The following is a 3,312-nucleotide window of genomic DNA, read 5'->3' as shown; positions in this document are numbered from 1 at the left end:
AAGGTGCCCGTGGCGGTCGGCTACGGGGGCGCGGTCTCCAGCGTGGACGCCGACGCCAGCGCGGCCGGTATCGAGGTGCTGCGCAACGGCGGCAACGCGGTCGACGCGGCCGTGGCCACCGCCGCCGCGCTGGGCGTCACGGAGCCGTACTCGGCGGGCGTCGGCGGAGGCGGCTACTTCGTCTACTACGACGCCAAGTCCCGCACCGTGCACACCATCGACGGCCGCGAGACCGCCCCGCTCAGTGCCCGCTCCGACCTGTTCCTGGAGAACGGCAAGCCGCTGGCCTTCGCGGACGCCGTCAGCAGCGGACTGAGCGTCGGCACACCGGGTACGCCCGCCACCTGGCAGACGGCGCTGCGCAGTTGGGGCACCAACAGCCTCGCCCGGGTGCTGCGGCCGGCCGAGCGGATCGCCCGCGACGGCTTCACCGTGGACGACACCTTCCGCTCCCAGACCGCCGCCAACGAGACCCGGTTCCGCTACTTCCCGGACACCGCACGGCTGTTCCTGCCCGGGGGTAAACTCCCGGTGGTCGGCTCCACCCTGAAGAATCCCGACCTGGCCAAGACCTACCAGGAGCTGGGCCGCAAGGGCGCCGACGCCGTCTACCGGGGCGACCTCGGACGGGACATCGTCGCCACCGTCAACAAGCCCCCGGTCGACCCCTCCTCCGGCTGGAACGCCCGCCCGGGCAAGCTGACCGCCAAGGACCTGTCGGGCTACCGCGCCAAACTCCAGCGACCCACCGACACCTCGTACCGCGGTCTGAAGGTGTACTCCATCGCACCCTCCTCATCCGGCGGCACCACCGTGGGCGAGGCGCTCAACATCCTGGAGAGGAGCGACCTCGCCAAGGCCAGCGAGACCCAGTACCTGCACCGGTACATCGAGGCGAGCCGGATCGCGTTCGCCGACCGGGGCCGCTGGGTCGGGGACCCCGCCTTCGAGGACGTACCCACCGAGCAGCTGCTCTCGCAGCGGTTCGCCGACTCGCGGGCCTGCCTGATCAAGGACGACGCCGTCCTGACCAGCCCGCTCGCCCCCGGCGACCCGCGCCACCCGGCGGCCTGCGCGACCAAGGGCAAGGCCGCGCCGACCACGTACGAGGGCGAGAACACCACCCACCTCACCGTCTCCGACAAGTGGGGCAACGTCGTCTCCTACACGCTCACCATCGAGCAGACCGGCGGCAGCGGCATCACCGTGCCCGGCCGGGGCTTCCTGCTCAACAACGAGCTGACCGACTTCTCCTTCGCCCCCGCGAGCCCCGGCGTCCCCGATCCCAACCTGCCCGGCCCCGGCAAGCGCCCGCGCTCCTCGATCTCCCCGACCATCGTCCTGGACCGGCACAACCGGCCCGTGGTGGCGCTCGGTTCGCCCGGCGGCGCCACCATCATCACCACCGTGCTCCAGACCCTCACCGAGTTCCTCGACCGGGGGCTCCCGCTGGTCGACGCCATCGCGGCGCCCCGCGCCAGCCAGCGCAACGCCGCCCAGACGGAACTCGAACCCGCCCTGTACGACAGCGCGTTGCGGGACCGGCTGGAACAGCTCGGGCACAGCTTCAAGCTCAATCCCGAGATCGGCGCCGCGACCGGCGTCCAACGGCTGCCGGACGGCAAGTGGCTGGCCGCCGCCGAGACGACCCGGCGCGGCGGCGGCTCGGCCATGGTGGTGACCCCGACGGGCTGACGGACCCCGCGGGCGCCTGAAGCCTCAAGGGGCCTCAGGCGCCCTCGCGCTGCCTCTCGGCCGGCTGGGCCTCCTGGCCCTGGACCCGGAAGTCGAGCCGCTCGTCCGCCACATCGACCGTCACCTCGCCGCCCTCGCCCACCGTGCCGTTCAGCAGCAGCCGCGACAGCTGGTTGTCCACCTCACGCTGGATCGTGCGGCGCAGCGGACGGGCACCGTACTCCGGCTGATGCCCGCGCTCCGCCAGCCAGTCCACGGCCGCGTCGGTGAACTCCACGCTCACGCCCCGCGCGCTGGACAGTTCGCGGGTGCCGTTGAGCAACAGGTCGGTGATCCGGCGCAGTTGATCCGGCGTGAGCTGGCGGAACACCACGATCTCGTCGATCCGGTTGAGGAACTCCGGCCGGAAGTGCTCCCGCAGCGGCCGCAGGACCTGCTCCCGCCGCGCCTCCTCGTCCGCGTCCGCGCCACCGGGACCGAACCCGATCCCGGCACCGCGCCGGGTGATGACGTCCGAACCCAGGTTGCTGGTCATCACGATGACCGTGTTGGTGAAGTCCACCGTCCGCCCCTGGGCGTCGGTGAGCCGCCCGTCGTCCAGCACCTGGAGCAGGATGTTGAAGACGTCCGGGTGCGCCTTCTCCACCTCGTCCAGAAGCAGCAGCGAGTACGGGTTCCGGCGCACCACCTCGGTGAGCTGGCCCGCCTCCTCGTGGCCGACGTAACCGGGCGGCGCCCCGACCAGCCGGGAGACGGTGTGCCGCTCCTGGTACTCGCTCATGTCGAGCCGCACCATGCGGTCCTCGCTGCCGAACAGCGACTCCGCGAGAGCGCGGGCCAGTTCGGTCTTGCCGACCCCGGTCGGACCGAGGAACAGGAAGCTGCCGATCGGCCGGTCCGGGCTGGACAGCCCCGCGCGGGAACGCAGTACGGCGTCCGCGACCACGTTGACCGCCTCGTCCTGGCCGACCACCCGCTCGTGCAGATGCTCCTCCAGGCCGAGCAGGCGCTCCTTCTCCTCCTGGGTCAGCCGGCTCACCGGCACCCCGGTCTGCCGGGACACCACCTCGGCGATGGCCTCCGCCGTCACCTCGAGGTTCTGCCCCTCGACGACCTCCCCGTCGTCGGTCGCCTCCGAGATCCGCCGCTGGATGTCGGCGATACGGTCCCGCAACTGGGTCGCCTGCTCGTACTGTTCGTCCGCCACCGCCTGGTCCTTGTCCCGGACCAGTTGCTCGGCCTCGCGCTCCAGCGCGCGCACGTCCGCGCCCTTGGTCCGGGCGCCGAGCCGCACCCGCGCGCCCGCCTGGTCGATCAGGTCGATCGCCTTGTCGGGCAGCCGCCGGTCGGTGAGATAGCGGTCGGACAGCTCCACGGCCGCCGCCAGCGCCTCGTCCGTGTAGCGGACCTGGTGGTGGGCCTCGTAACGGTCGCGCAGCCCGCGCAGGATCTCCAGCGCGTCCTCGACGGACGGCTCCGGCACCTGGATCGGCTGGAACCGGCGGGCCAGCGCCGCGTCCTTCTCGATCCGCCGGAACTCCTCCAGTGTGGTCGCGCCGACGATGTGCAGCTCGCCGCGGGCCAGGGCGGGCTTGAGGATGTTGCCCGCGTCCATCG

Annotated in this window: 2 protein-coding genes; one reads left to right on the top strand and one right to left on the bottom strand. The window is 72.1% G+C overall.

The window, feature by feature from the left end; genetic code table 11:
- The coding region (ggt, locus tag GT030_RS26600) for a gamma-glutamyltransferase (protein ID WP_161203285.1) at nucleotides 1-1,695 on the top strand (1,695 nt) is incomplete at its 5' end.
- Between the two features lie 34 nt (nucleotides 1,696-1,729).
- On the opposite strand, the gene GT030_RS26595 is transcribed toward ggt, so the two are convergent.
- A partial coding sequence (locus GT030_RS26595; protein WP_161203284.1) for an ATP-dependent Clp protease ATP-binding subunit occupies nucleotides 1,730-3,312 on the bottom strand: 1,583 nt, incomplete at its 5' end.

Source organism: Streptomyces sp. SID1328, assembly GCF_009865595.1.
GTDB lineage: Bacteria > Actinomycetota > Actinomycetes > Streptomycetales > Streptomycetaceae > Streptomyces > Streptomyces griseoluteus.
This window is presented reverse-complemented; position numbering and strand designations above follow the sequence as displayed.